Here is a 25,703-nt window from a genome sequence, read left to right on the forward strand (position 1 = left end):
CCTTGCAGCGGTTGTTAGGTTTTGTCCGATTGATGATTACTTTTAGGAAAGTTTCCTAAGAGTTGTCGCGATCGTAGCTTTGACACCGGACGCTTACAAGACCCAAACACGACCCAAAACACGACTCCGCCGCACGAGGGCCGGAATCCCGTGCGGCGGAGTGATGGGGGACGGCTATGGCTGCTGGGTGATCCTCACGTCGTCGATGCCCGCCTCGACCAGGGAGGCCCCTGAGGCGTCGGCGGCGTCGACGAGGATGCGGACGGTCTGGCCGGCGAACGCGTTCAGGCTCGCCGAGGCCGTGGCCCAGGCGCCGTTGCGGTTGGAGGCCGCGCCGGCCTGGTTGAGCACCGTGGCGGTGGTGTTGCCGACCACGCGCACCCGCAGGTAGTCGGCGCTGGAGGCGTTCGAGCCGTGCGCCAGGTACCACGAGAACGACAGGTTCAGCGCGCCCGTCGCCGGCAGGGTGATCGGCGGTGACTGGATCGAGGTGACGCCGCCGTCGATGTCGTTCGCGCCCGCGGACGAGCCCGCCAGGCGGCCGGTGACCAGGTCGTTCGTGCCGCTGACCGTGGTGCCGAGCTGCTTGGCGCCGCTGGACGTGGTGGCCTCGGGGTCACCGCGCTCCCACTGGCCGAGGGTGGCGGTGTCGGTGGCGGCCGGGTTGACCGTCCAGCCCGTGGCCGTCTCGAACGTGTCGGAGTAGACCGTGATCGGCGGGTTGCCGGTGCCGCAGTACTGGGCCTCCTTGCCGATGATGCGGTAGACGCAGTCGGAGTACTCCAGGAAGCGCAGCACCGCCTCCCTGTTGCGGGTCGTCTGGGGGACGATCTGCTCGTCCGGCGGGTAGAAGCCCGGGTTCGAGCCGGTCGGGTACATCTCGAAGGTGAAGCTGAAGATCTTGTAGACGCCCCACATCCAGTCGTCGATCGTGCCGTCGGTGATGTAGAGGTCGCTGGCCTGCTCGGGCGTGTAGTTGTTGGTGGAGGCCATGTTCTGGCCCAGCGTGGCGTGCGCGTCCCGGTCGTCCTGGGTCAGGCCGGGCGCGGTGTCGTTGAAGGTGTAGCCGTAGGGCCACAGGATCAGCTCGCTGTAGGTGTGCCAGTCGATGTGCGCCTTGATCTGCTGGGTGCCGCCGATCACGCGGCTGCGCACCCAGTTCGCCGCCGCCTTGACCTCGGGCGCCGACTCGGCGCTCGCGCCCCGGTACGTCTCGCTCGACGTCGTCCCGGAGGAGCCGCCGCAGCAGCCCCAGTTGTAGGCCCAGTTGCGGTTGAGGTCGGTGCCGACGGCCGAGGAGCCGGCGTTGGGCTGGCGGTTCTTGCGCCAGGAGCGGTAGCTGCCCGTGGCGATGTCGTACTCGCCGCCGTCCGGGTTGAGGTCCGGCATGATCCAGATCTCCCTGGTGTTCACCAGGTTGGTGATCCGGGAGTCGGTGCCGTAGTTGTCGGTGAGCAGGTGCATGATGTACAGCGCCATCTCGACCGTGAGGTGCTCGCGGGCGTGCTGGTGCGCGGTGAACAGGACCTCGGTCTCGTTCTCGTCCGTGTTCACGTTGTCGCTGATCTTGACCAGGCGCAGGCCCCTGCCCTCGTACGACGTGCCGTAGTCGGGCTGGATCGAGAAGATCGACGGATGGGCCGCGGCCAGGGCGTCGATCTCCGCGTTCATCTCCGCGTAGTTGTGGTACTGCGAGTCCGCCGGCGGGAAGTCAAACGCGTCGACGGACGGGGGTGTCGGGCGCGGCACCTCCGCCACCCGGTAGCCGAGCCGCCTGATCGCCGACACCTCGGCCTCCGTGGCCGTGACCAGGACGGAGTCCGTGGCCACCTCCTCGATCGCGGCTCCCGTGGCCGCCACCGCACTGCGCTGCCGGGCGTCGGCCGGGCCGGACACGCGGTACTGCTTGTTGGGCGGTGGCTCGGCGGTGGCGCCCGCGCCCGTCATGCCGGTCAGGCTGATCAGGCTGAGGGCCGCCAGCAGGATGACTAAACGGTGTTTCACCTCGTCCTCCTCAGGCGCGCCGGATGGGGTTGCTGACTCGCGCCTGAACTGAGAGTGATGAGGAAGGACGACCTAGGAAAGGCCCAAATTTACGGACATGGGATCAGGGCTTCGTCCAGAGGTTTCCTGACCAGATCGGGCACTTCGGCGCCCTCGGCGGCGTACCCGACGGGGAACAGGATGTAGGGCCGCTCATTGGGCGGGCGGTGGCAGATCTCGCTGAGGAAGGCCATCGGGTTCGGCGTGTGCGTGAGCGTGGACAGCCCCATGACGTGCAACGCCGTGATGAACAGGCCGCAGGCGATGCCGACGCTCTCGTTGACGTAGTAGTGCCGGACCTTCTCGCCGCCGGCGCGGAGCCCGTACTTCTCGGCGAAGCACACCACCAGCCACGGCGCCACCTCCAGGTAGCCCTTGTCGGAGCCGGTCTCCAGCGGCTCCAGCGCCGCCCGCCACTCGGGCGGCAGCCGGCCGCCCTCGTAGTTCTGCCGCTCCTCGACCTCGGCCGCCTCGCGCACCCGCCGCCGGGTCTCCGGGTCGCCGATGACCACGAACTTCCACGGCTGCCGGTGCGCCCCCGACGGCGCGGTGTTGGCCGCCCGCACGGCCAGCTCCACGCACCGGTACGGCACCGGCTCCGGGCTGAACTGCCGCACGCTGCGCCGCCGCTCCACCAGCCGGTGGAACTCCTCGCCGCGCCGGACCATCTCCTCGGGCGCGTGGCGCCGCTGGGCGTAGGGGACGAACGGGTGTCGATGCTCCATAGGATCCGAAGTCTCGGCCCGGGTGCCCGATCTGACAACAGCGCCCTCCGCGTGCTGTCAGATCGACAGCCAAAGTCCACTTTTGGAGACGAATATGCCGGCACGCCGCCACGGCCTCGACGACCTCGACCGCGCCGTCCTCCGCCTGATCGCCGAGCGCCCCCGCAGCGGCCTGCTGGAGATCGCCCGGCTGCTCGGGGTCGCGCGGGGCACCGTGCAGGCCAGGCTCGACCGCATGACCGCCGACGGCGTCATCACCGGCTTCGGCCCCGTGCTCTCCCCCGCCGCGCTCGGCCACCCGGTGCAGGCGTACACCACGCTGGAGGTCGAGCAGGCGGCCCGCGAGACCATCTCCACGACCCTGGAGGCCATCCCCGAGCTGCTGGAGGCCCACATCGTGACCGGCCCCGGCGACCTGCTGTGCCGCGTCGCGGCCCGCGACCACGAGCACCTGCGGCAGGTCATCGACCGGATGCTGGCGATCCCCGGCGTGCGGCGCAGCACCACCGTCATCACGCTGTCCACGGTGGTGCCGCACCGTGTGCTGCCGCTGACAGGTCCCTGACAGGCCGATGCCAGGGCGGCCCGGCACCGTACCTGGCATGACGTACGCGATCGAAGCCGAAGGGCTCGCCAAGAGGTACGGCGACAAGGCCGCGCTCGACGGCATCGACCTCCAGGCCAGGACCGGCACCGTGCTCGGCGTCCTCGGCCCGAACGGGGCCGGCAAGACCACCGCCGTCCGCATCCTCGCCACCCTGATCTCCCCCGACGCCGGGCGGGCCCTGGTCGCCGGGCACGACGTGACCCGAGAGCCGGGCAGGATCCGCGAGGTCATCGCCCTGACCGGCCAGTACGCCTCGGTGGACGAGAAGCTGACCGGCGTCCAGAACCTGGTGCTGATCGGCCGCCTGCTCGGCCTGTCCAGGGCGGCGGCCCGCGCCAGGGCCGGGGAGCTGCTGGCCCGCTTCGGCCTGGAGGAGGCGGGCGGCCGGGCGGCCGGCGGCTACTCGGGCGGCATGCGCCGCCGCCTCGACCTGGCCGTGAGCCTGGTCGCCCGGCCGCGCATCCTCTTCCTCGACGAGCCCACCACCGGCCTCGACCCCAACGCGCGCGGCGAGCTGTGGGAGGTCGTCAGGGAGCTGACCGCCGACGGCGTGACCGTGCTGCTGACCACCCAGTACCTGGAGGAGGCCGACCAGCTCGCCGACGACCTGCTCGTCATCGACCGGGGCCGGGTGGCCGCGTCGGGCACGCCCGCCGAGCTCAAGGCGCTGGCGGGCGGGCACCGGCTCGACGTCCGCCCCCTGCACGCCGGGGACCTGCAGAAGGCCGAGGCCATCCTCGGCGTGCGGGCCGCCGACGGGCTGCTGACCCTGCCGGTCCACGACCTGGCGCGGCCGCCCGCCCTGCTGCGGCAGCTCGACGACGCGGGCATCGTGCTCGCCGAGCACGCCCTGCGCCTGCCCTCCCTCGACGACGTCTTCCGCACCCTCACCGGAGATCCCCGATGACCGCCAACCCGACGACCGCTTCCCCGACGGCCGCCTCCCCGACGGCCGCTTCCCCGACGACGGCCAACCCGATGACCGCTTCCCCGATGACCGCCGCCCGGATGACGGCCGCGCTCTCGCAGGGGCTGACGCTCGCCTGGCGCAGCCTCGTCCCGCTGCGGAACAACCCCGGCCAGCTTCTCGGGCTGCTGTTCCAGCCCGTGTTCATGATCGTCATCTTCGTGTACCTGTTCGGCGGGGCGGCCGGGGGCGATCGGGCGGGCGCGGTGGCGTACATGCTGCCCGGCGTGCTCGTCCAGGTCGCGCTGATGGCCACGATCACCACCGGCATGAACCTGGCCACCGACATCGGCAACGGCGTCTTCGACCGGTTCAGGACCCTGCCGATCGCCAGGTCCGCGCCGCTGGTGGGGCGCATCCTGGCCGACCTGCTCACGATGCTCGTCACCATCGCCATGTCGCTGGCCGTCGGGTACGCCGTCGGCTTCCGCGTCACGGCGGGCCCGCTCCCGGCGCTGGCCGGGATCGGCCTGGTGCTGCTCATGACCATGGCGCTGAGCTGGGGCTCGGCCTGGATCGGGCTGGTGGCCAAGTCCGTCACCTCGATGCAGGGCGCGGCCACGGCGGTGCTGCTGCCGCTCACGTTCGGCAGCAGCGCGTTCGTGCCGGCCACGGACATGCCGGGCTGGCTGACCTGGTGGATGGGCGTCAACCCTGTCTCGCACCTGGCCGGCGCCCTGCGCGGCCTCATGGGCGGCGGTCTGGCGGCGGCCGACGTGTGGATCACCCTCGGCTGGTCCGCCGGGCTGCTCGCCCTGTTCTTCCCCCTCGCCCTCCGTGCCTACAACAGGAGAGTCCGATGATCGAGACCACCGAGACCATGACCACCCGCGACGGCGTGCGGCTCGTCGCGACCGTGTGGCGGCCGGCCGGGCCGGGCCCCTTCCCGGTGCTGCTGTCGCGCACCCCCTACGGCCGGGGCCTGACCGGCCCGGGCTACCACCTCGACGTGCCCCGGCTGGTGGCCGCCGGGTACGCGGTCGTGGCGCAGGACGTGCGGGGCAGCGGCGACTCGGACGGCGCGTCCCGGTTCATCGCCGGTGAGGCCGAGGACGGCCACGACGCGGTCCGGTGGGCGGCCACCCGGCCGTGGTCGGACGGGAACGTCGGCATGTTCGGGGACTCGTACCTGGCCATCACCCAGCTCCTCGCCGCCCAGGAGCGGCCCGAGGGCCTGCGCGCGATCGCGCCGCACGTGTGCCCCGGCGGCCTGTACGAGTGCGTCTACCAGCCGGGCGGCATCCCCAACCTGAACATCATGCTGACGATCAGTGCGATCGTGCTGGGCCCGTTGGAGCTCGACCGGCGCATCGCCAGGGGCGCGGCCACGCCGCGGGACAAGCAGGAGTACCTGGCGGCGCTCGCCCGGCTCGACGAGCTGTACGCAAGGCTGCCCCTCGGCGACCAGCCCCTCCTGAAGGACCTCGTCCCCATGTACGCCGAATGGATGGACAACCCGGACCCGCTCGCCCCGCTGTGGCGGGCCGGCGTCGTGGACCACTCCCGCATCGAGGTGCCCGCCCTGGTCAGCACCGGCTGGTACGACTACTTCCGCGACGCCTCGATCGGGCACTACGAGCGGCTGCGCGGCGACTCGCGGCTGGTCGTCGGCCCGTGGACGCACTTCAGCCACGACCGCGACATCTGCGGGCGCGACTACGGGGATCAGGCGAGCCAGGACGCCATCGACTGGACCGCCGTGCACCTCGACTGGTTCGGCCACTGGCTGCGCGGGGAGCCGCTGCGCGACCGGGCCAGGGTGAAGATCTTCGTGATGGGCGACGACGAGTGGCACGAGGAGGCGGACTGGCCGATCGCGCGGGCCCGCCGCGTCCCGTACCACCTGGCCCCGGGCGGCACGCTCACGGAGGAGCCGGCGACCGGCGGCGCCTGGAGCTTCGCCGCCGACCCGGGCGACCCGGTGCCGACGGTGGGCGGCGCGATCATGTCGTTCGACGCCTACGGCCCGCTCGACCAGCGTCCCCTGGACGAGCGCGCCGACGTCCTGCGCTACCGCACGGAGCCGCTCAAGGAGCGCGTGGAGGTCACCGGCGAGGTCGAGCTGGTCGCGCGGGTCAGCTCGACCGCCGCCTCCGCCGACCTGGCCGTCAAGCTGATCGACGTGCACCCGTCGGGACGAGCGGAGCTGCTGACCGACGGCATCACCCGGGTGGACGGGCTCGCCCCCGGCGAGGTGCGCGAGGTGACGGTGCGGCTGGGCGCGATCGCGAACGCGTTCCTGCCCGGCCACCGGATCAGGATCGACGTGGCGGGCTCCAACTTCTCCCGGTTCGGCAGGAACCCGGAGAAGGGCACCACGACCGTGCACGCCCCTTCCTACGCCATGCTGCCCACCATCGCGTAGACCTCCGGCAGGGGCATGGCCGCGCCCTCGGCGAAGCGGGCGCCGAAGCGCTCCTCGCCCAGCGCGGCCCTGGCCGTCCGCACGCCCCGCTCGGTCTCGGGCGAGGTGTCGTGCGGCTGGATCGCCGCGGCGGCCCCGAACAGCACGGCGGCCCGCTCCTGGTCGCCGCCGGCCTGGGCGATCAGCCCGAACCCGGCCAGCGTCCCCGACAGCAGCGGCCGGTCCTGGTTGACCTCGCCCAGCGTCTCCAGGGCCAGGCGGTGCTCGGCCAGCGCCGCCTCCCGATCCCCGCTCCACAGCAGCGCGCGGCCGTAGCCGGCCCTGAGCGAGGCCGCGAACTGCACGATCGGCACCACCTCCGGCAGCAGGCCGAACAGGTCGCGGTAGAGCGCCAGCCCGCGCTCCAGGTCGCCGGTGCGGCAGGCGTGGGCGGCCTCGGCCTGGCCGAGCTGCATCAGGGTGAACGCGCTCGCCTCGTCGTCCACCTCGGCCCGCGCCCTGGCCAGGTCCGCGCCCGCGCCGTCCAGGTCACCGGCCATGGTGCGCAGGTCCGCCAGCCGGATCAGCGTGGAGACGGCCTCGTCGGCGCTGACCCACCGGCTGGTGAGCGACCAGACCTCGGCGACGAGATCGCCGGTCGGGGCGCCACGGGTGGCCCGGGCGGCGGCCAGGCCGAGCAGCGCCTCGGTCAGCCCCCACCGGTCCCCCAGCTTCCTGAACCCGGCGACCGCCCGCTCCAGCCGCTCCTCGTCGTGGTTCCTGGCGCCGATCATGAGGGCGGAGCTGGCCAGCCAGAGGTCGTCGCCGGCCACGTACGCGTCGAGCAGCGCGGCGGCGTGCTCCTCGTGCCCGGCCGCGTACGCCATGACGACCTTGCTCAGCCGGAGCATGGGGTGCACGGGGCCCTCCCGCTCGGCGAGGTCGACCAGGCCCTCGATCCGCTGCCACAGCTCGCGCATGGCGTCCTTGTCGTTGACGATCGAGCCGAACCGGTCGACGCCCCAGGCGAACATGCACGCCGTGTACGCCCCGGCCAGGCCGGGCGGCGGCGTCTCCCCCACCAGGTCCAGCACCTGCCTGGCCCAGACGGCGCTCTCCCGCCGGTAGCCGCACATCCACCAGAACCAGTTCAGCCCCGCGCACAGCCGCAGCGCCAGCTCGGCGTCCCGCTCGTCGACGGCCCAGCGCAGCGCCGCCGCGCAGTCGTCGCGCTCGGCGGACAGCCGCTCGATCCAGCCGATCTGCGCGGCCGTGCGCAGCTCGGGGGTCGCGCGCTCGACCAGGTCGCGCAGGTGGACGGCGTGCCGCCGCCGGTAGGTGCCGGCCTCGCCCGCCTCCTCCAACCGCTCGACGGCGTAGGCGCGGATGGTCTCCAGCATGGAGTAGCGGCCCTCGGGCGATACCTGGACCAGCGACTTGTCGGCCAGGGCGCCCAGCACGGCCGCCGTGCCCCCGCACACCTCCTCCACGGCCTCCAGCGTCGCCCCGCCCGCGAACACGCCCAGCCGCCTGGCCAGCACCCGCTCCTCGTCGTCGAGCAGGTCCCAGCTCCACTCGACAACGGCCCTGAGCGTCTGCTGGCGCGGCAGCGCCGTCCTGCTGCCGCCGGTCAGCAGCCTGAACCGGTCGTCGAGCCGGTCGGCGAGCTGCCGGGGGGTCATGGTGCGCAGGCGTGCCGCCGCCAGCTCGATGGCCAGCGGCATGCCGTCCAGCCGCCTGCACAGCGCCACCACGTCCGCCACATTGCCCTCGTCCAGCGCGAAGGCGGGATTGGCCGCGCCGGCCCGGTCGAGCAGCAGCCGCACCGACGGGAACGCCGCCGCCCGCATGGGGTCGGCGCCCACGGGCGGCGGTTCGAGCGGCGGGACCGGGGCCAGGTGCTCGCCCGGCACGCTCAGCGGCTCGCGGCTGGTGGCCAGCACGCGCAGCCCGGGGCAGCCGGTGAGCAGCCGCTCCGCCAGCCCGGCGGCGGCCTCGACGACGTGCTCGCAGTTGTCCAGCACGAGCAGCGCGCGCCGGCCCGCCAGCGCCTCGACGACCAGGTCCTCGGCGACCAGGTCCTCGGCCACCTGGTGGGTGAGCTGGTCCCCCTCGTGGTAGCGGGGCCGGTCCTCGCGCAGGCCGAGCGCGTCGAGGAGCGCGCCCGCGACGTCCCTGGGCTCGCTGACCGGGGCCAGCTCCACCATCCACGCCCCGTCGAGCCCGTCCATCCGCAGCGCGACCTCGGTGGCCAGCCGCGTCTTCCCGGCGCCGCCCGGGCCGACCAGCGTCACCAGCTCCGCCCGGCCGAGCAGGGCGAGGAGCTGCTCCAGCTCGGCCTCCCTGCCGATGAAGCTGGTGCGCGGCGCTCGCACGTTGCCCTTGTGCCGGACGGGCCTGCGTACCGGGGCGCCCTCCCCCGACACGACCGCGAGATGGGCCGCGCGCAGCTCGGCGCCGGGATCGACGCCCAGCTCGTCGGCGAGCGTGCGGCGGGTGCGCTCGAACAGCTCCAGCGCCTCGGCCTGCCGCCCGGCGGCGGCCAGCGCCCGCATGGCCAGCGCGCACAGGCGCTCGCGCAGCGGGTGCGCGGCCACCTCCGCCGTCAGGTCGACCGGCAGGCCGGCCGCGAGGCGGGTCTCCGCCCGCGTCTCGACGGCGGCCAGCCGCTCCTGCTCCAGCGTGGCGGCCACGTTCGCCAGCCGGGGGACGGCGGTGAGGTCGGCGAGCGCGGGCCCCCGCCACAGGTCGAGGCCGTCCCCCTTGGCGGCCAGGCGGCGGAAGCGCAGCGCGTCCACGTCGTCGTCGGCCACGGCCAGCGCGTACCCGCCGGGCCTGCTCTCGACCACCTCGTACGGCCGCAGCGCCACCCGCAGCCGCCGGACCAGCGTCTGGAGCGCGTTGGGGCCGTTGGCGGGCGGCTCGTCCGGCCAGAGCGCGTCGATCAGCCGCTCGGCGGTGACGGTGTGGCCCGCTTCGAGCGCCAGGAGGGCGAGCAGCGCGCGCAGGCGCAGCCCGCCGACCGCGATCGGCCCGTCGTCCCCTTCGACCTCCATCGGCCCCAGGATGGATATCCGCACATGTCACATCTTGCCGGGTGCGGACCAGTGCGCCGGGTCAGGACGTGCCGAGCTGCGCGATGCGCTCCACCAGGCCGTCCGCGTCGAAGCCGATCGGCTGCCACAGCACGTGGTCGGCGCCCAGCGCCCTGACCCGCGCCAGGTCCTCGGCCACCTGCTCGACCGAGCCGGTCAGCGGGGTGCGCTCGTCCAGCGGGCGGTCGCCGATCACGCCGTTCACCTGGACCACGAGCGGGCCCTGGCCGCCGGCCTTGCGGTAGGTCTCGACGGTCTGCCCGAGCATGTCCCAGTCGAAGACGACCGTGGTCAGCCCCATGCCGAGCGCGGCCACCCGCTCCAGCGCGGCCGGCGCGCCAGCGCCCCCGAGCAGCGTCAGGCCCGTCGGCTTGGGCCCGACGCCCGACTCCGGGATCGAGTAGTAGCGGCCGGAGAAGCGCACCGGGTCGGGGCCCCAGCAGGCGCGCATGGCCTCCACGTGCTCCGCGAAGCCCGCCCCGCGCCGCTTGACCGGCACGCCCGCCGCCTCGAACTCCTGCTTCATCCAGCCCTGCCCGAGCCCGATCCACATCCGGCCGCCGCTGAGCCGGTCGAGCGTGGCCAGCCGCTTGGCCAGCACGACGGGAGGGTGGAACAACGCGTCGATGACGGTGGTGCCCAGCCGGATCGTGCTGGTCTTCGCAGCGAGGTAGGCGAGCGTCTCCAGCGGGTCGTAGACGGAGGCGCTCTCCTCGGGCAGCGGGATGACCTGCTCCAGCCCGAGCATCCACGGCTCGGCGGGCCGGATCAGGCGCTCGTACGTCCATACCGCGCCCAGCCCGGCGCGCTCGGCCGCCTGGGCCACGCGGACGATCTCCTCCGGGCTCGTCTGCGGGCCCGTCACGGGAAGGCCGATTCCGAGATCCATGTCGTGCTCCCTTCTTGTCTGACCTTTTGACCAGGGCAAGGGCGGAAAGTCATCGGTTTACACGCCCGGACTTTCGTGATGCATTCGGGAAATGACCGTGCATGGCAGGTGTGATCCTCCGTTCGCCCAGGTACGCGAGGAGTTCGCGGCGAATCTCGCCCATCGGGGCGAGGTGGGCGCGTCGGTGTGCGTGATCGTCGACGGCGAGGTGGCCGTCGACCTGTGGGGCGGGCAGGCCGCGCCAGACCGCCCCTGGGCGGAGGACACGATCGGGCACGTGTGGTCGTGCACGAAGGGCGCGACGGCGCTGTGCGCCCACGTGCTCGCCTCGCGCGGCGACCTCGACCTCGACGCCCCCGTCATCCGCTACTGGCCCGAGTACGGCGTACGCGGCAAGGGCGGCACGCTCGTCCGGCACCTGCTCGCGCACCAGGCCGGGCTGCCCGCGCTGCGCGAGCCGCCGCCGCCCGGCGCCTTCTACGACGGGAAGCTCATGGCCGGGCGGCTGGCGGAGCAGGAGCCGTACTGGGAGCCGGGCACCCGGCACGGCTACCACGCGCTCACCTTCGGCTATCTCGTGGGCGAGGTGGTGCGCCGGGTGAGCGGGCGCTCGCTCGGCACGTTCTTCCGCGAGGAGGTGGCCGAGCCGCTCGGGCTGGACTTCTGGCTGGGGCTGCCGGAGGAAATGGAGGGCCGGGTCGCGCCGACCGTGCCCGCCGACCCGCCGCAGGCGCCGGCCTCGTTCTACCTCAAGGCGTTCGGCGACCCGGCGTCGGTGCAGGCGGCGGTGCTGGCCCACGAGGGCGGCTACATGGCGGCCGGCGAGTCCGACAGCAGGGCCGCGCACGCGTCCGAGATCGGGGCCGTGGGAGGGATCACCAACGCGCGCGGGCTGGCCGGCATGTACCGGCCGCTGTCGCTCGGCGGCGGCGACCTGGTGAGCAGGGAGCACCTGGCGCTCATGGCGCTGACCGCCTCGGCCGGCACCGACGCGGTGCTGCTCGCGCCCACCCACTTCGCGCTCGGCTTCGTCAAGGCGGTCGACAACCGGCACCTGCCCGCGCCCGACAGCGAGGGCGCGCTGCTGACGGAGACCGCGTTCGGCCACGTGGGGATGGGCGGCTCGATCGGGTTCTGCGATCCGGCGGCGCGGCTGGCGTTCGGCTACACGATGAACAAGCAGGGCGCCGGGCTCGGCGTGAACCCGCGCGGGCAGGCACTGGTGGACGCGGTCTACCGGGCGCTCGGCCACCGGCAGGCGTACGGCGGCATCTGGTACGCGCCCTGACCGCCCGATACCGTGATATGTCACCAGTTCTTCCCCAGGAGCAAGCGGCATCATGTTCTTCGGCATCACGGATTTCTGGGCCTACGTCGTGGGCGCCTTCCTGATCATCCTCCTCCCCGGCCCCAACTCGCTGTACGTCCTGTCCTACGCCGCCCAGCACGGCGTCCGCCAGGGCTACCGGGCGGCGGCGGGCGTCTTCGTCGGCGACACCGTGCTGATGTTCCTCACCGCCGCCGGCGCCGCCTCGCTCCTGCAAGCCAATCCGCTGCTGTTCACGATCGTCAAGTACGCCGGCGCCGGCTATCTCGCGTGGATCGGCTTCCAGATGCTCAGGGGCGCCTGGAAGTCGTGGCGCTCCGCCCGCGCGGCCGGGGCCACCGCTCCGGTGGCCGCACCCGTGGCCGCCGTCAAGGGTGACGGCCGCCCGCGCCCCTTCCGCAAGGCCCTGACGATCAGCCTGCTGAACCCGAAGGCCATCCTGTTCTTCGTCTCGTTCTTCGTGCAGTTCGTGGACCCCGGCTACGCCAACCCCGCGCTGTCGTTCATCATCCTGGGCGCCGTCATCCAGCTCTTCAGCTTCCTCTACCTCACCGGCCTGATCTTCGGCGGAACTTTCCTGGCCGCCCAGTTCCGCCGCCACCGCCGCCTCAGCGCCGGCCTCACGTCCGGCGTCGGGGTCGTCTTCCTGGGGTTCGGCGCGAAACTCGCCACCGCGTCACTCGGATGAAAGACGCATTCAAGCCCCCGCTGTTTTCGTGGACACAGATGGAACGCGTCAAAACAGGCAGTCTCATCACTCCGCCTCGGGTACGGTAAGCCACCGGCGTGCTTCCCGGGACGGCGGTGTCGGACCCACCGGTGACAACGTGCGATCCATCGGTCATGCCTGGTCCCCTGAAGCCCGGGTAGACGCTGATCGTCGGCCTATCTGCGGAGCAGCCTTGAACCATCCACCTGTCACCCTCCCACGCCTCACCGCGCTCGCCCGGCAGGCGGCTCCCCGGCTGCTCGAAGGCGTGGTCGCCCCCCTCGCCGTCTTCTACCTCGCCATGGTGGTGCTCGGCTTCAAATGGGCGCTGGCCCTCACCGTCGCCTGGGTCTACCTGGGCGTGGCCTGGCGGCTCGTCAAGCGGGTCAAGGTGCCCGCCACCATGTACCTGGCGGCGTTCGCGATCACCGTACGGGCGATCGTGGCGTTCTGGACCGGCACCTGGATGTGGTTCTTCATCCAGCCCGAGATGGGCACGATCTGCATCAGCATGGCCTTCCTCGCCTCCGTGCGGCTCAACAGGCCGCTGGTGCAGAAGCTCACGCTCGACTACATCCACCTGCCGTCGGCGGTGCTCAAGCAGGAGCGGGTGCGCCGGTTCTTCGCCAGGATCACGCTGCTGTGGGCGTTCGTGCTGCTGATGAACTCCACGCTGAGCATCTTCCTCGCGGTCTACGAGTCGATCGGCGGCTCGCTCGGCGCGTTCATGATCATGCGGACGTCAGCGGTGGCCGTGATCAGCGGTACGGCGATCACGTTCTCGGTCATCGCCTTCAAGCGGCTCCTGCACCGCATCCACGTGGCCCACGCCTGAGCGCTCGGCCAGCAGGAACGCCCCGCACAACCCCATGACCAGGCCGGTCAGCACGCCGAACAGCTCCACCAGCCCCTCCGGGCCGCCCGCCCCCGCGGAGAGCGGCCCGCCCACCGACGTGATGATCAGCGCGTAGAGGCTCCAGGCGAACAGGGAGCCCGCGCCCAGCCAGGCCGCCACCAGCGGGCGCCAGAACGGGCCCCGGCCCTTGCGCTCCACCATCACGACCAGCGCGGCGGCGCCGGCGATCGCGAGCACCCCCTTCAGGGCGTCCTGCACCGCCCCCACCTGCCCGTCGAAGGCCCACACCAGCCGGACGCCGCCCAGCAGCGTGGCGACCGGCAGCGCGCCCCAGGCCAGGATCCGCTGCAACGGCCGGGTGAGGCTGGGGAACGGCCGGCCGGTGGCCGTGGTGAAGGCGGCCGGCCAGCGGTCGCGGGCGTACAGGGCGAAGGCCGCCATCAGGCCGATGCCCTGCACCATGAAGCCGCCGTAGACCATCAGGTAGATCCACGACTGGATGGGGCCGCCCTCGAAGGCGCCGAGGCCGGACGTCGCGATCACGACCGGCATGCTGACGATCAGCACCGACAGCAGGCCGGTGCCCACCCACAGCGGCAGCAGCACCAGCCAGGCGGGCAGCCGCAGGCCCCAGCGGGCCGCGAACGCCACCGCCAGCAGCAGGCCGACGGCGTCCATGCCGAAGGTCATCGCGTTGAGCCCGACCATGGCCGGGTCGTTCATCAGGCCGGGCTCGCTCACGCCGATCGAGCTGCCGGTCAGCCAGAGGATCTTGAGCGTCAGGTAGGGCAGCATCGCCGCCACCGCCACGATCGCGGCGGCACGCCGGCCGAAGCCAGGCGCGGACCCCGTGCCGCGCATGGCGTCGCCGGACGGACGGTGGGTGCTCGCGGCCACGCCGGGCGGGCGGTGAGTGCGGGGTGCGGGTTGTGTCATGCCTCTGAGCTTCGCGGGCGCGGCGGCCCGCACCCTCCCGCCTACCGGGGATCCGCCTCCCCCTCGCGGGGGAGCGACACGGTCAGCTCGAAGCCGTCGCCCACCGGCCCGGCGCTGAGGGTGCCGCCGGCCAGCCGGACGCGCTCGCGCAGCCCCGTCAGCCCCAGCCCGCCGGAGCGCGCCGTGGGCCGCGAGCGGGGCGGCCCGTTGCGGACGCGGACCCGGTGCGGCGACACCGACACCTCCACGGCCGCCCCGGGCGCGTGCTTGGCGGCGTTCGTCAGCCCCTCCTGCACCACGGCGCGGGCCAGGCCGGGCACCGGCCCCGGGCCGAGGTCGAGGGTGATCGACATGCCGGAGTCGGCGGCCCTGCGTACCAGCTCCGGAACGTCCTCCCCCACCGGGGCCAGCGGCGCCGCGTCGGAGTCCTCGCGCAGCAGCCCGATGATCTGGCGCAGCCGTTCGGTGGCGTCGGCCGCCGCGAGCCGCAGCTCGCCGGCCGCCTTGACCTGCGCGGGCGCGAGGCCGGGCGCCAGCTCCAGCCCCGCCGCCCGGACCGCGATCAGCGCCAGGTCGTGGCCGAGCGAGTCGTGCATCTCGCGCGCGATCCTGGCCCGCTCGCGCAGCCTGGCCTGCGCCTCGGCCGACGTCCTGGCCTGCGCGCGCTGCTGCAGCAGCTTGCGCCGCAGCACCCCGAACAGGTGCGGCACCACATAGGTGCCGAGCACCGCCGTGATCATGGACACCCACAGGGCCAGGTCGCCGCCCCTGGCCAGCACCACCGCCACGCCCACCACCGCGATCAGGCAGAACGCGAGCAACGCCGGCCACACCCTGGCCATCCGCCGCCCGGTCAGGTACGCGTACCAGACGATGAACGGCGACGTCGCCAGCAGCGGCAGGATCTTCACGTTGCGCCGGGGCAGCAGCCAGCTCAGGTCCACCGTCGCGAACCCCTCGCTGAACTGCCACGGCCCCAGCGGCAGCAGCAGCACCAGCGCGGCCAGCGGGTACGGCCGCCCGACCAGCACCGCCGCGGCGGCCAGCCCCCAGCGGGGCACGGTCACCATGCCGAACGCCGCCGGATCCCCGAACGGGTCGGGCCCCATGGCGGCGACGAAGATGGCGAGCACGACGAAGAGCAGCACGTCGTAGACCACCTGGCGGCGGCTCTCCCTGCGAAAACGCGTCACGCCCCGACGGTATCGGCAGCGCCCGGGTGGCCGGCTCCGCCCGAAGTCAGGTGGCACCCCTGACGAAAGTGGGGTAGAGCGCCGTCCCCTGCGAGGGTGGGGCTAGCCCCACCACGAATGCGCCTATCTCCACTCCTGATTCCCGCGCCGCGAACCGGTTTGATCGTAAGTGTCATCCGGAGATCGCAGGTGCGACCCCGACGAAAGTAGGGGTAGTGCGTGCCGATCGTCCGATGTGCCGTGACCTGCGGAGTTTCTACCTTCAAGGGGTATCGGCCCTGACTCGCACTGGGGGAAAGGGCCGCGTTCGACCGGGGGCATCCCCGATGGTCCCGGACGTCACGCGCAGCAAGGCTGTGTGAGTGCCCTAACGATCGGAGTCAACGCTCATGTCGCACGCCATACTCGACCTCGTCGAACAGGTGATGTCCTCGCCGTGGTTGTATCTGGCGCTGTTCGCCCTGGCGATGCTCGACGGGTTCTTCCCCATCGTGCCCGCTGAGACGGCCGTCATCACGGCCGGGGTGTTCGCCGCCACCGGCGACACGAACCTGGCCCTGGTCATGGCGGTGTCCGCGCTCGGCGCGTTCGCCGGCGACCACATCTCCTACCTGATCGGCAACAAGTCGGCGGGCAGGCTGCGCGACAAGAAGGCGTTCGTCTGGGCCCGCAACGCCCTGGCCGAGCGCGGCGGCCTCGTCCTGGTCGTGGCCAGGTACATCCCCGGCGGCCGCACCGCGACCACGCTGACCATGGGCGCCGTGCGGCACCCGCTGCGCTCGTTCACCTTCTTCGACGCGATCGCGGCCGGCTCGTGGGCGGTGTACTCCGGGCTGATCGGCTTCTTCGGCGGGATGGCGTTCGAGAACGACCCCATCAAGGGCCTGCTGCTCGGCCTGGGCATCGCGCTGTCCATCACCGCCGTCGTGGAGATCGTGCGGTGGGTCAGGAAGCGGCGCGCCACCAAGGCTTCCTCTGAACGTCTTCCGGCGGACACGTCCGTTTGACCCTGCCTGGCAACCATCCGTCTGAAAGGAGTGCGCATGACTGTGCTGGCCGCGGTGATCGCCCTGGTCGGTTCGCTGTTCTTCGCGCTCGGGGCCGCGCTGCAGCAGTTCGAGGCCGTCGGTTCCGCCAAGCCGGGGCTGCTCGCCCTGCTCCGGCGGCCGCGCTGGCTCATCGGCGGCGCGTCCATCCTCGCGGGTGGTGGCCTGCACATCGTCGCACTCGGGCTCGGGCCGCTGACCGTCGTCCAGCCCATGGGCGTGGCCAGCCTGCTGTTCGCGCTGCCCATCGCCGCCACGCTGCACGGCCGCAAGCCGTCACGCAAGGAGCTGACGGCGGCGGGGGTCGTGGCGAGCGGGCTGATCGGCCTGGTGCTGCTGGTTCCCGAGTCCGACGGCCCCACCCAGCTCAGCCCGAACGGCGTGCTCACGCTGCTGGGCGTGGCCGGGGTGGCGGCGGTGCTGCTGTGGGCCGGCTCCAAGGCCGTCTCACCCGCGGGCCGGGCCGCGCTGCTCGCGACCAGCTCCGGCGTGCTGTACGGCGCCACCGCCACCCTCATGCGGGTGCTGGTGGACGGCGGCTGGAACTGGTGGTACCTGCTGGCGCTGCCGGTGCCCGCGCTGCTCGCGCTGATGATGCTGCAACGCGCCTACGCCGTCGGGCACTTCGGCGTCTCCTTCGCCTCGCTGCAGATCGCCGACCCGCTGACCGCGGTCGCGTTCGGCGCGCTGCTGCTGGGCGAGCCGCTGCCGACCGGGATCCTGCCGGTCGCGGCGGCCCTGCTGACCGCCGTGGGCACCGTCGCCCTGGCGCGGACCAGCCCGCTGGAGGCCCACAACGACCCCGCTTGACATTCCCCAGGTCACGGCTCTCCCCAAGCCACCCATGAAATCGGAGTTCACCACCATGGCCATGCCCCTGCACAGCGTCCCCGAGCGTGCCACCCTCTCCCCCGCCCCCGACCGGCCGCGCCGCGTCCTCATCTCCTCCGACACCTACCCGCCCGACGTGAACGGCGCCGCCTACTTCACGCACCGCCTGGCCACCGGCCTGGCCGCGCGCGGCAACGAGGTGCACGTCGTCTGCCAGTCGGACCAGGGCCCCGCCAGCGCCGAGGTGTGCGACGGCGTGGTCGTGCACCGGCTGCGCTCCGCGCCGCTGCTGGTCCACCCCACCATGCGCGTCACCGTGCCCACCAGGCTCGACCGGCTCGTCTCCATCATCAAGCCCGACGTCCTGCACACGCAGGGCCACTTCGTGGTCGGCCGGGCCGCCATGGCCGCCGCCCGCCGGGCCGGCGTGCCCATCGTGGCCACCAACCACTTCATGCCCGACAACCTCTTCCAGTTCGCCCACATCCCCGCCCGGCTGCGGGAGAAGGCGGGCCGGCTGGCCTGGCGCGACTTCAGCCGCGTCTTCAACCGCGCCGACCACATCACCACGCCCACCCCGCTGGCCGCCAAGCTGCTCGCCGACCAGGGCTTCGGCCGCGGCGTCGAGCCGGTCTCCTGCGGCATCGACCTGACCAGGTTCCACCCGCACTCCGAGCCCAAGGCGTGGGCGCGCAAGATGTTCGGCCTGCCCGACCGGCCCACCATCCTGTTCGTCGGCCGCCTCGACGAGGAGAAGCGCCTCGACGAGGTGGTCCGCGCCCTGCCGCTCGTGCTCAACGAGACCGACGCCCAGGTCGCGTTCGTCGGCAAGGGCAACCAGCGGGAGGAGCTGGAGCGGCTGGCCAGGCGCATCGGCGTCAGCGAGCGGGTCTTCATGCTCGGCTTCGTGGCCGACGAGAACATGCCGCAGGCCTTCGCCGCCGCCGACGTGTTCGCCATGCCGGGCATCGCCGAGCTGCAGAGCATCGCCACGCTGGAGGCCATGGCCTCCGGGCTGCCCGTCGTGGCCGCCGACGCGATGGCGCTGCCGCACCTCGTCGAGGACAACGGCTACCTCTACCAGCCGGGCGACGTCGTCTCCCTGGCCCGGCACCTGACGAACGTGCTCGCCGACGACGGCCTGCGCGCCCGGCTCGGCAAGGCCAGCAGGGAGCTGGCGCTCACCCACGACGACCAGGCGTCCCTCGCCCGGTTCGAGCGGATCTACGACGAGGTGATGCGATGACACCCAGGCAGAGCGTCTGGAGCACGGTGATCGGCACGCTCGTGTCGGCCGGCGCGCTCGCGTACGCGGACGTGGCGCTGCCCACCCAGGTGCTGCTCAGTGACTACGCGCTGGTGCCCGGCGGGATGCTGCCCGTCCTGATCGGCATGCTGGCGCTGGCGGTGGCCTGCCTCGGCCTGGCGTACGGGCTGACCACCGTCGACCCGGCCCGCACCGCGCCCACCCGGGTGCTGCTCGTGGCCGGTGCGGCCGGGCTCATGATGAGCGCGATCTTCCCGACCGACCCTGGCACCTCGCAGATCGGCAGCGTGTCCGGCGAGATCCACCGCTGGTCGGCGGCCGTCGTGTTCACCTCGCTGCCGGTCGCCGGCTGGATCCTCGCCCGGGGCCGCACGGCCGCGCCCCGCTGGAACGCGGTGCGCGCGATCAGCGTGGCCGCCGGGGTGACGCTCGCCGTCTACCTGGCCGCCCACCCGGCCTCCATCACCTCCTCGCTGGTCAACGGCGGCGCGTACTACGGGATGCTGGAGCGGGGCGTCGTGCTGGCCGAGATGGCGCTGCTCATCGCCATGGCGCTGGCCGCCTTCCCCGGGCGGGCCGCCGCGAAGAGCGAGCCCTCCCGTACCGCACCCACCCAGACCGAGCACGAGCGCCAGGAGCGGCTGGCCGCCTGACACACTTCGCCCGCCTGACACACTTCGCCCGCCTGACACACTTCGACCGCCGCCGAAAGGACCCCGCCCTAGCGTGGCCTCATGCTCATCACCCGTCATGCCGAAGCCGCCGCGGTGCTCGCCGACACCAGGTACGTGCCGCCACCCGTCCGCCAGGACGGCGCCGAAGGGACGCTGGCCTGGCTGCGCGCCCACGTCTCCCGGTTCAGCACCGGCGAGACGCACGCGCGGCGGCGCCACGAGCTGGTCGAGCTGCTGAGCGGGCTGGACCCCGCCGCGCTGCGATCGGCCGCCGCGACCCTGACCAGGGAACGGGGTGGTGACTGGCGGGGCGTGCCGACGGCCGTGCTCGGCGCCGCGCTCGGGGTCGAGGACACCGGCGCCGTGCCCGCCGCCGCGGCCGGCTACCTGTCGGGCGAGGAGAGCCCGCAGGCCGACGCCGCCGTGGCCGAGCTGCTGAAACTGGCCGGCGTGCCCGTGATCACCCTCCTGCTGCAGGCGCACGCCGCCACGGAGGGGCTCATCGAGAACGCGCTCGAACACGCGCATCCCGGTGACGACATCGACGTGCTGCTGGGCGAGACGCTCCGGCAGGACCCGCCGCTCAAGGCCACCCGCAGGCTCGACACGCGCACCGGCGACGAGGTGACGATCGACCTGGTCGCCGTCAACCGCGACCCCGACGCGGTCGACCCCGCGCTCGGCCACGTCCCGCACCTCACCTTCGGCCACGGCGTACGCCCCTGCCCCGCGCCCGAGCACGCGCTCGCCCTGGCCGCGGGCGTCCTGGAAGGACTGACGGCATGAGCTCGAGCTTCCGCGACCTGCACCGGCCCGGCGACCCGCTGCTGCTGCCCAACGCCTGGGACTACGGCTCGGCCGCCTACCTGGCCGCGCACGGCTTCCCCGCGATCGGCACCACCAGCCTCGGCGTGGCAGCCGTGCACGGCAAACCGGACGCGACCGGCGCCACCAAGGCCGAGACGATCGAGCTGGCCGAGGCGATCAGCGGCCTGGGCGTCCTGGTGACGGTGGACATCGAGGGCGGGTTCAGCGACGACCCGGACGAGGTGGGCGAGCTGGTGGCCGGCCTGGCCGCGCTGGGCGTGGCGGGCGTCAACCTGGAGGACGGCCGCCCCGACGGCACGCTGCGGCCCGTCGAGCTGCACCAGCGGATCATCGAGGCCGCCCAGGGCCACGGGGTGTTCGTCAACGCGCGCACCGACACGTACTGGCTGGGTGACGGCACCGGCACCGAGGAGCGGGTGGACGCCTACGGGCACGCCGACGGCATCTTCGTCCCGGGGCTGAGCGACCTTGACGAGATCGCGAAGGTGGCGGCCCGCACGCCGCTGCCCCTCAACGTGCTGCACCAGCCGAACGGCCCCAGCCTGGCCCGGCTGGGTGAGGCCGGGGTGGCCAGGGTGAGCACCGGCTCGCTGCTCTACCGGGCCGCGCTGGGAGCGGCGCTGGGCACGGCGCTCGCCGCCCGCGGCGAGCCCGCCCCGGCGATCCCGACATATGCCGAGATCGCCGACAGGTTGCCGCGATAATCGAGGCATGCGCTTCCAGATCCTCGGGCCCACGAACGTGCTGGACGAGGACGGCGAGCAGGTCCCGGTCGGCGGCCCCCGCGTCCGCGCCCTGCTGACGCTGCTCGCCCTGCACGCCGGCCGCATCGTCGGCGCCGAGCAGCTCGTGGACGGCATGTACGGGCCGCGCCCGCCCGAGGGCGTCGCCAACGCGCTGCAGTCGCAGGTGTCGCGGCTGCGCCGGGCTCTGGGGCGGGACCTGGTGGAGTTCCACCCGGCCGGATACCGGCTGGTCGCCGACCCGCACGACGTGGACGCGCGCCGGTTCGAGCTGCTGACCGCCGAAGGGCGGCAGGCGCTGGCCGGCGGCGACCCGGAACGGGCCGCGATGCTGCTGCGCGAGGCGCTGGAGCTGTGGCGGGGCGCGCCGCTCGCCGACGCCCCGCACGCCGGCGCCGCCGCGGCCGCCCTGGAGGAGCTGCGGCTGGCCGCCACGGAGGACCGCGTGCGGGCGGAGCTCGACCTGGGGCGGCACCGCGAGCTGGTGGCCGAGCTGAGCCAGCTCACCGCCGCCCACCCGCTCCGGGAGCGGCTGCGCGCCCAGCTCATGCGGGCCCTGTACGGCAGCGGGCGGCAGGCCGAGGCGCTGACCGTCTACGAGGAGACGAGGAAGCTGCTGGACGAGGAGCTGGGCATCGAGCCAGGCGCCGACCTGACCGCCGCCCACCTGGCCGTCCTCCGCGCCGACCCCTCCCTCGGCCCCACCTACCCGCCCACCCCCGGCACGGGTTACGCGCCCACCCCCGGCACCGGCCATGCGACCGCCTCCGGCACCACGCACCCTGCCGTACCTTCCCCTGCTTCCGGCCCCGGGGCCGCCTCCGCGCGCAGCCCGTACCGACAGGGCGCGAGCGGGCAGGACGCGAGCGGACAGGGCGGGGGCGGACAGGGCGGGGGCGGGCGGCGGGGCAGGCAGGGGTTGCGGGCGCAGCTCACCAGCTTCGTGGGCCGGGCCGAGGAGCTGGCGCAGGTCGGGGCCAGGCTCCAGGACAGCAGGCTCGTCACGCTGATCGGCCCCGGCGGCGCGGGCAAGACCCGGCTGGCGATCGAGGCGGCCGGGCAGGAGCCGGGCGACGTGTGCTTCGTGCCGCTGGCCCCCGTCTCCGACGGCGACGGCGTGGCGCAGGCGGTGCTGGCCGCGATCGGCGTCCGCGACCCTCTCCTCAACCTGCACGAGCGCCCCGCCCTGGACCCCGCCGCCCGGCTGGTCGCCGCGCTGGCCAGCCGCGAGCTGCTGCTCGTCCTGGACAACTGCGAGCACTTGGTGGCGGCCACCGCCGAGCTGGCCGATCACCTGCTGGCCGCCTGCCCCGACCTGCGGGTGCTGGTGACGGGGCGGGAGGCGCTGGGCATCACGGGCGAGTCGATCCTGCCGGTGGCGCCGCTGCGGCTGCCGCCCGCCGAGACGCCCGACCCTCTGGAGTATCCGGCGGTGCGGCTGTTCGCCGACCGCGCCGCCGCCGTCCGGCCGGGTTTCGCGGTGGACGCGGGCAACGCCGCGCACGTCGTGCGCATCTGCCGGGCTCTCGACGGGCTGCCGCTGGCGATCGAGCTGGCGGCGGCGCGGCTGCGTACCCTGTCGATCGCGGACGTCGCGGCCCGGCTCGACGACCGGTTCAGGCTCCTGGCCCGCGGCAGCCGTACGGCGCTGCCCCGGCACCAGACGCTGCACGCGGTCGTGGCGTGGAGCTGGGACCTGCTGGACGACGACGAGCAGGTGATGGCCAGGCGGCTGAGCGCGTTCGTGGCGGGGGCGCGGCCGGAGGCGGCCGAGCGGGTGTGCGGGCTGCCGGAGGAGGTGCTGTTCTCGCTGGCGGAGAAGTCGCTCGTGGAGTTCGTGGACGGGCGGTTCCGGATGCTGGAGACGATCCGGGCGTTCTGCGCCGAACGGCTGGAGGAGTCGGGCGAAGGGGACACGATCCGCGACGCGCACGCCCGCTACCACCTCGACCTGATGCTGGCGGCCGACCCGCTGCTGCGCACGGCCGCGCAGATGGAGTGGCTGGCCCGGCTCGACGAGGAGAGCGACGACCTCGACGCGGCCGTGCGGTGGGCGACCGAGTCCGGGCAGTTCGAGCTGGGCATGCGGCTGCTGGCTCACAGCGCCTGCTACTGGTGGATGCGCGGCCACCGCGTCTCCAGCGCGAACCTGGCCGCCGCGCTCCTCGCGGCGCTCGGCGAGACCCGCCTGCCCGGCCTTGAGGAGGAGTACGCCATGTGCGTGCTCATCGTGGCGTGGGCCGGAGGCACGGACGAGCTGCTGCGCACCCGGCTGGAGGAGGTGCGGCGGCTGCTGCCGATCGACTACCTGCCGGTGCGGGTGGAGTTCATGATGATGCTGCTGTCGATGTTCACCGGGCCGCCGGCGGACTTCGGGGCGATGGAGCAGTTCTACATGGACGCGGTGGTCGGCCTCTCGCCGTGGAAGGAGGCGCTGGCCAACTGCGGTCACGCGTTCGTCCTGCAGCTGCTCGGCCGGACGGACGAGGCGCTGGACCGCTTCGAGCGCAGCCTTTCCGGGTTCCGGGCCATCGGCGAGCGGTGGGGCATGGTGCTGGTGCTGTCGGGGCTGGGGGCGCTGCGGCAGCTGCAGGGCGACTACCGCAGCGCGCTCGCGCTGGCCGGCGAGGCGCTCACGCTCGCGCGCGAGCTGGGGGCGGTCACGGAGATCGCCGAAGGGCTGTGCCGCCGCGGCGACGCGCGGACCGGCCTCGGCGACCTGGAGGCCGCCCGGGACGACTTCGCCGAGGCGGCCGAGCTGTCGCGGCGCAACGGCTCCATGGAGACCCTGGCCTGGGCCCTGCTCGGGCTCGGCCTGGTGGAGGCGGAACGCGGCGACCACGAGGCGGCCCGCGCCCTGCTCGTCCAGGCCCGCGAGGTCTGCCCCGACAACTGGTTCAGCACCGAGGACACCCGCGCCCGCATCGACGCCGCCATGACCGGGCTGGCCGGTGAGGCGGTCAGCGAGCGGTAGGCCCGCCGTCAGTCGCCCCGAACACAGTGTGCGGCATGAAGAACAAATGGTCCTGCCTGGCCATCGCGTGCCTGGCCACGCTGCTGCTCTCGCTCGACCTCACGGTCCTGCACCTGGCCCTGCCCCGGCTGGTGGCCGACCTCGGCGCGACCTCCACCGAGCTGCTGTGGATCGGCGACATGTACGGCTTCGCCCTGGCCGGCCTGCTCGTCACCATGGGCAACCTCGGCGACCGCATCGGCCGCAAACGCCTGCTCCTCATCGGCGCCGTCGCATTCGGCGCCGCCTCCGCCGTGACCGCGTACGCGCCCACCCCCGAGCTGCTGATCGCGGCCAGGGCGCTGCTGGGCGTCGCCGGCGCCACCATCATGCCCTCCACCCTGTCGATCATCCGCAACGTGTTCACCGAGCCGGCCGAGCGCACCGCGGCCATCGGCATCTGGAGCGGCATGAGCGCGGCCGGCTTCGCCATCGGCCCCGTGGTCGGAGGGCTGCTGCTCGACCACTTCTGGTGGGGCTCGGTCTTCCTCATCAACGTGCCCATCATGGCGCTGGTGCTGGTGGGCGGCATCCTGGTGCTGCCGGAGTCGCGCAACCCGCGCGCGGGCCGGCTCGACCCGGCCAGCGTGGCGCTGTCGTTCACCGGCATCGTCACCGTCATCTACGCGATCAAGGAGGCCGCCCACAAGGGCCCCGGGCACGCGGACGTCGTGATCGCCGGGGTGGCCGGGGTCGTGCTGCTGGCGCTGTTCGTGTGGCGGCAGACCAGGCTCGCCGACCCGCTCATCGACGTGCGGCTCTTCGCCCGCCGGGCCTTCACCGCCTCCGTCCTGACGAACCTCCTCGCCATCTTCGCCATGTCGGCCATGATGCTGATGTTCGCCTGGTACCTGCAGCTCGTGCTCGGCTGGTCCCCGCTCCAGGCCGGGCTCGCCCAGCTCCCCGGCGGGCTCAGCGGCGCCGTGGGCGGCGTGCTGGCCGCCAGGCTCATCCGGCACCTGGGCAGGAACGGCGTGGTCGCGCTCGGCCTCGCCATGAACGCCGGCGCCTTCCTGTACTACGCCACCCTCGACACCGAACTGAACTACTGGGCGCTGCTGCCCGTCCTGATCATCCAGGGCATGGGCACCGGGCTGGCCTTCACCGTCAACAACGACAACGTCCTGGCCACGGCACCACGGCAGCGCGCGGGGGCCGCCGCCGCGGTCTCGGAAACCGCCTTCGAGCTCGGCGGCGCCCTCGGCATCGCCATCCTCGGCACCGTACTGACCAGCGCCTACCGAGCCCACCTGGACCTGCCGCCGGGGGTGGCCGGCGAGGCGGCCCGCGAATCCCTCGCCGGCGCCCTCAACGCCGCCACCACCCTCCCCGCCGACCAGGCCGACCAGCTCGTACGAGCCGCACAGGCGGCCTTCGTCGACGGCATCCACCTCACCTCCCTCGTCACGGCGGCCCTGCTGGCGTTGGTGGCGGCGCTCGCACTGGTGGGACTGCGGGGCGTCCCGAAGGAGATCCCGGAGAACATCCTCACGGGCGCCCCCTCCTGACGACTTCCACACCTGACGGGGCCGATGGGCGAGGCGCGGTGCGGCGCGTGACGAGTGACGCGCCCCGGGCGGTGCCGTCCGCGAGCGAAGGGGGCGCTGCGG

General features: G+C 73.2%; 21 protein-coding genes. 15 read left to right on the forward strand and 6 right to left on the reverse strand.

Features of this window, described 5'->3' with window-relative positions:
• Positions 1 to 174 precede the first annotated feature (174 nt).
• Together KIS93_RS49890 and KIS93_RS49895 are read right to left on the reverse strand one after the other, a co-directional pair.
• Complete coding sequence (locus KIS93_RS49890) at positions 175 to 2,004, reverse strand: M14 family metallopeptidase (protein ID WP_222107926.1); 1,830 nt, start codon at positions 2,002 to 2,004, stop codon at positions 175 to 177.
• 89 nt (positions 2,005 to 2,093) lie between these two features.
• The gene (locus tag KIS93_RS49895) at positions 2,094 to 2,768 is read right to left on the reverse strand and encodes a nitroreductase family protein (protein ID WP_080042279.1); all 675 of its coding nucleotides are present in this window, start codon (positions 2,766 to 2,768) and stop codon (positions 2,094 to 2,096) included.
• Positions 2,769 to 2,862: 94 nt separating this feature from the next.
• Here KIS93_RS49895 and KIS93_RS49900 point away from each other — a divergent pair, with 94 nt between their 5' ends.
• From KIS93_RS49900 to KIS93_RS49915, 4 genes are read left to right on the forward strand one after another with little or no spacing between them, the layout of a single operon-like run.
• Positions 2,863 to 3,333 (forward strand): Lrp/AsnC family transcriptional regulator, encoded by a 471-nt coding sequence (locus KIS93_RS49900; protein WP_080042280.1) that lies wholly within the window; start codon positions 2,863 to 2,865, stop codon positions 3,331 to 3,333.
• A 37-nt stretch (positions 3,334 to 3,370) separates the two neighbouring features.
• A complete protein-coding gene (locus KIS93_RS49905) occupies positions 3,371 to 4,282 on the forward strand; it encodes an ATP-binding cassette domain-containing protein (RefSeq protein ID WP_080042281.1) in 912 nt (303 codons plus the stop codon).
• Positions 4,279 to 5,145: an ABC transporter permease gene (locus KIS93_RS49910; RefSeq protein ID WP_080042282.1), complete on the forward strand. Its 867-nt coding sequence runs from the start codon at positions 4,279 to 4,281 to the stop codon at positions 5,143 to 5,145. The genes KIS93_RS49905 and KIS93_RS49910 overlap by 4 nt, the downstream gene beginning before the upstream one ends.
• A complete protein-coding gene (locus KIS93_RS49915) occupies positions 5,142 to 6,707 on the forward strand; it encodes a CocE/NonD family hydrolase (protein WP_080042283.1) in 1,566 nt (521 codons plus the stop codon). The genes KIS93_RS49910 and KIS93_RS49915 overlap by 4 nt, the downstream gene beginning before the upstream one ends.
• Here the strand turns inward: KIS93_RS49915 and KIS93_RS49920 are convergent.
• The gene (locus tag KIS93_RS49920) at positions 6,680 to 9,742 is read right to left on the reverse strand and encodes an AfsR/SARP family transcriptional regulator (RefSeq protein WP_080042284.1); all 3,063 of its coding nucleotides are present in this window, start codon (positions 9,740 to 9,742) and stop codon (positions 6,680 to 6,682) included. The two genes, KIS93_RS49915 and KIS93_RS49920, sit on opposite strands and share 28 nt — an antisense overlap.
• Before the next feature lie 61 nt (positions 9,743 to 9,803).
• Positions 9,804 to 10,670, reverse strand: coding sequence for a TIGR03619 family F420-dependent LLM class oxidoreductase (locus KIS93_RS49925; RefSeq protein WP_155128428.1), 867 nt, complete (start codon positions 10,668 to 10,670; stop codon positions 9,804 to 9,806).
• Positions 10,671 to 10,761: 91 nt separating this feature from the next.
• Here KIS93_RS49925 and KIS93_RS49930 point away from each other — a divergent pair, with 91 nt between their 5' ends.
• From KIS93_RS49930 to KIS93_RS49940, 3 genes are all read left to right on the forward strand, one after another.
• Positions 10,762 to 11,958 (forward strand): serine hydrolase domain-containing protein, encoded by a 1,197-nt coding sequence (locus KIS93_RS49930; RefSeq protein WP_080042285.1) that lies wholly within the window; start codon positions 10,762 to 10,764, stop codon positions 11,956 to 11,958.
• A 52-nt stretch (positions 11,959 to 12,010) separates the two neighbouring features.
• Positions 12,011 to 12,685: a leucine efflux protein LeuE gene (gene leuE, locus KIS93_RS49935; RefSeq protein ID WP_080042286.1), complete on the forward strand. Its 675-nt coding sequence runs from the start codon at positions 12,011 to 12,013 to the stop codon at positions 12,683 to 12,685.
• A 214-nt stretch (positions 12,686 to 12,899) separates the two neighbouring features.
• Positions 12,900 to 13,541 carry a VC0807 family protein gene (locus KIS93_RS49940; RefSeq protein ID WP_080042287.1) on the forward strand — a complete coding sequence of 214 codons (642 nt, stop codon included), beginning with the start codon at positions 12,900 to 12,902 and terminating at the stop codon, positions 13,539 to 13,541.
• On the opposite strand, the gene KIS93_RS49945 is transcribed toward KIS93_RS49940, so the two are convergent.
• Positions 13,449 to 14,498 carry a DUF1700 domain-containing protein gene (locus tag KIS93_RS49945; RefSeq protein WP_155128430.1) on the reverse strand — a complete coding sequence of 350 codons (1,050 nt, stop codon included), beginning with the start codon at positions 14,496 to 14,498 and terminating at the stop codon, positions 13,449 to 13,451. The genes KIS93_RS49940 and KIS93_RS49945 overlap by 93 nt on opposite strands.
• A 41-nt stretch (positions 14,499 to 14,539) precedes the next feature.
• Positions 14,540 to 15,691, reverse strand: a complete 1,152-nt coding sequence (locus KIS93_RS49950) for a sensor histidine kinase (protein ID WP_155128432.1) — start codon at positions 15,689 to 15,691, stop codon at positions 14,540 to 14,542.
• A 389-nt stretch (positions 15,692 to 16,080) separates the two neighbouring features.
• Here KIS93_RS49950 and KIS93_RS49955 point away from each other — a divergent pair, with 389 nt between their 5' ends.
• The 8 genes from KIS93_RS49955 to KIS93_RS49990 all read left to right on the forward strand — a co-directional run bounded on the left by KIS93_RS49955 (position 16,081) and on the right by KIS93_RS49990 (position 25,601).
• On the forward strand, positions 16,081 to 16,698 hold the full coding sequence (locus tag KIS93_RS49955) for a DedA family protein (RefSeq protein ID WP_080042291.1): 618 nt from the start codon (positions 16,081 to 16,083) through the stop codon (positions 16,696 to 16,698).
• 36 nt (positions 16,699 to 16,734) lie between these two features.
• Positions 16,735 to 17,547 carry a DMT family transporter gene (locus KIS93_RS49960; protein ID WP_206068474.1) on the forward strand — a complete coding sequence of 271 codons (813 nt, stop codon included), beginning with the start codon at positions 16,735 to 16,737 and terminating at the stop codon, positions 17,545 to 17,547.
• Positions 17,548 to 17,602: 55 nt separating this feature from the next.
• Positions 17,603 to 18,814 (forward strand): glycosyltransferase, encoded by a 1,212-nt coding sequence (locus KIS93_RS49965; protein ID WP_080047172.1) that lies wholly within the window; start codon positions 17,603 to 17,605, stop codon positions 18,812 to 18,814.
• Positions 18,811 to 19,488 carry a DUF998 domain-containing protein gene (locus KIS93_RS49970; RefSeq protein ID WP_080042292.1) on the forward strand — a complete coding sequence of 226 codons (678 nt, stop codon included), beginning with the start codon at positions 18,811 to 18,813 and terminating at the stop codon, positions 19,486 to 19,488. The genes KIS93_RS49965 and KIS93_RS49970 overlap by 4 nt, the downstream gene beginning before the upstream one ends.
• A gap of 81 nt (positions 19,489 to 19,569) precedes the next feature.
• Complete coding sequence (locus KIS93_RS49975) at positions 19,570 to 20,295, forward strand: cytochrome P450 family protein (RefSeq protein ID WP_080042293.1); 726 nt, start codon at positions 19,570 to 19,572, stop codon at positions 20,293 to 20,295.
• The gene (locus KIS93_RS49980) at positions 20,292 to 21,041 is read left to right on the forward strand and encodes an isocitrate lyase/PEP mutase family protein (protein WP_080042294.1); all 750 of its coding nucleotides are present in this window, start codon (positions 20,292 to 20,294) and stop codon (positions 21,039 to 21,041) included. The genes KIS93_RS49975 and KIS93_RS49980 overlap by 4 nt, the downstream gene beginning before the upstream one ends.
• A 7-nt stretch (positions 21,042 to 21,048) precedes the next feature.
• Entirely contained in the window at positions 21,049 to 24,054 is a 3,006-nt protein-coding gene (locus tag KIS93_RS49985) for an AfsR/SARP family transcriptional regulator (protein ID WP_230465523.1), read from the forward strand.
• Between the two features lie 35 nt (positions 24,055 to 24,089).
• The gene (locus KIS93_RS49990) at positions 24,090 to 25,601 is read left to right on the forward strand and encodes a DHA2 family efflux MFS transporter permease subunit (RefSeq protein WP_080042296.1); all 1,512 of its coding nucleotides are present in this window, start codon (positions 24,090 to 24,092) and stop codon (positions 25,599 to 25,601) included.
• The last annotated feature ends 102 nt before the right edge of the window (positions 25,602 to 25,703 follow it).

It is taken from the genome of [Actinomadura] parvosata subsp. kistnae, assembly GCF_900323885.1.
Taxonomy (GTDB): Bacteria; Actinomycetota; Actinomycetes; order Streptosporangiales; family Streptosporangiaceae; genus Nonomuraea; species Nonomuraea composti.

Coding starts and splice junctions, on each gene's coding strand:
- KIS93_RS49985 (WP_230465523.1), top strand. CDS start 21,049: ATGCGCTTCCAGATCCTCGGGCCCACGAACGTGCTGGACGAGGACGGC.
- KIS93_RS49975 (WP_080042293.1), top strand. CDS start 19,570: ATGCTCATCACCCGTCATGCCGAAGCCGCCGCGGTGCTCGCCGACACC.
- KIS93_RS49960 (WP_206068474.1), top strand. CDS start 16,735: ATGACTGTGCTGGCCGCGGTGATCGCCCTGGTCGGTTCGCTGTTCTTC.
- KIS93_RS49970 (WP_080042292.1), top strand. CDS start 18,811: ATGACACCCAGGCAGAGCGTCTGGAGCACGGTGATCGGCACGCTCGTG.
- KIS93_RS49945 (WP_155128430.1), bottom strand. CDS start 14,498: ATGACACAACCCGCACCCCGCACTCACCGCCCGCCCGGCGTGGCCGCG.
- KIS93_RS49965 (WP_080047172.1), top strand. CDS start 17,603: ATGGCCATGCCCCTGCACAGCGTCCCCGAGCGTGCCACCCTCTCCCCC.
- KIS93_RS49930 (WP_080042285.1), top strand. CDS start 10,762: ATGACCGTGCATGGCAGGTGTGATCCTCCGTTCGCCCAGGTACGCGAG.
- KIS93_RS49925 (WP_155128428.1), bottom strand. CDS start 10,670: ATGGATCTCGGAATCGGCCTTCCCGTGACGGGCCCGCAGACGAGCCCG.
- KIS93_RS49955 (WP_080042291.1), top strand. CDS start 16,081: ATGTCGCACGCCATACTCGACCTCGTCGAACAGGTGATGTCCTCGCCG.
- KIS93_RS49980 (WP_080042294.1), top strand. CDS start 20,292: ATGAGCTCGAGCTTCCGCGACCTGCACCGGCCCGGCGACCCGCTGCTG.
- KIS93_RS49905 (WP_080042281.1), top strand. CDS start 3,371: ATGACGTACGCGATCGAAGCCGAAGGGCTCGCCAAGAGGTACGGCGAC.
- KIS93_RS49915 (WP_080042283.1), top strand. CDS start 5,142: ATGATCGAGACCACCGAGACCATGACCACCCGCGACGGCGTGCGGCTC.
- KIS93_RS49990 (WP_080042296.1), top strand. CDS start 24,090: ATGAAGAACAAATGGTCCTGCCTGGCCATCGCGTGCCTGGCCACGCTG.
- KIS93_RS49920 (WP_080042284.1), bottom strand. CDS start 9,742: ATGGAGGTCGAAGGGGACGACGGGCCGATCGCGGTCGGCGGGCTGCGC.
- KIS93_RS49895 (WP_080042279.1), bottom strand. CDS start 2,768: ATGGAGCATCGACACCCGTTCGTCCCCTACGCCCAGCGGCGCCACGCG.
- leuE (WP_080042286.1), top strand. CDS start 12,011: ATGTTCTTCGGCATCACGGATTTCTGGGCCTACGTCGTGGGCGCCTTC.
- KIS93_RS49910 (WP_080042282.1), top strand. CDS start 4,279: ATGACCGCCAACCCGACGACCGCTTCCCCGACGGCCGCCTCCCCGACG.
- KIS93_RS49900 (WP_080042280.1), top strand. CDS start 2,863: ATGCCGGCACGCCGCCACGGCCTCGACGACCTCGACCGCGCCGTCCTC.